The following is a 400-nucleotide window of genomic DNA, read 5'->3' on the forward strand; positions in this document are numbered from 1 at the left end:
GGCTATGGCGGCAATGGCATCACCTTCTCGCAGATCGCTTCCGAGTTGGTTTCATCGGCGATTGACGGCCTCGAGGACGTCGATTCAGATCTGTTTGCATTCCCGGCGCACTGATAGGCCCCATCGGACCGTCTGGAGATTATCCGGGGATGCGCGGCGTATGCCGTACGTCCTCTGCCGGGTCGGCATCGATGCGCGCCTTGTCCGGGTCGAAGGCGCCGTGACGGGCGATGGCCAAAGCGGCTGTTTCGGGCGTCTCATAGGCCCACATGAAATCATCGGCCGATCCGCCGACGGCATGGACGCGCCAGTAACTTGCCGTGCCCAAGGGCGAGCTTGTGGTGGTGTTCGTCTTCTCGAAAAGCTCGAAATAGATATCTTCGAACGGTATGTAGAAGAC

1 protein-coding gene is annotated in these 400 nt (G+C 59.8%); it reads right to left on the reverse strand.

Going from position 1 to position 400, the window contains the following annotated elements; genetic code table 11:
• Positions 1 to 139: 139 nt before the first annotated feature.
• The coding region (locus tag EOA32_RS38045) for a DUF427 domain-containing protein (RefSeq protein WP_128374353.1) at positions 140 to 400 on the reverse strand (261 nt) is incomplete at its 5' end.

Origin of the sequence: Mesorhizobium sp. M1A.F.Ca.ET.072.01.1.1 (genome assembly GCF_004023325.1) — a bacterium.
Taxonomy (GTDB): Bacteria; Pseudomonadota; Alphaproteobacteria; order Rhizobiales; family Rhizobiaceae; genus Mesorhizobium.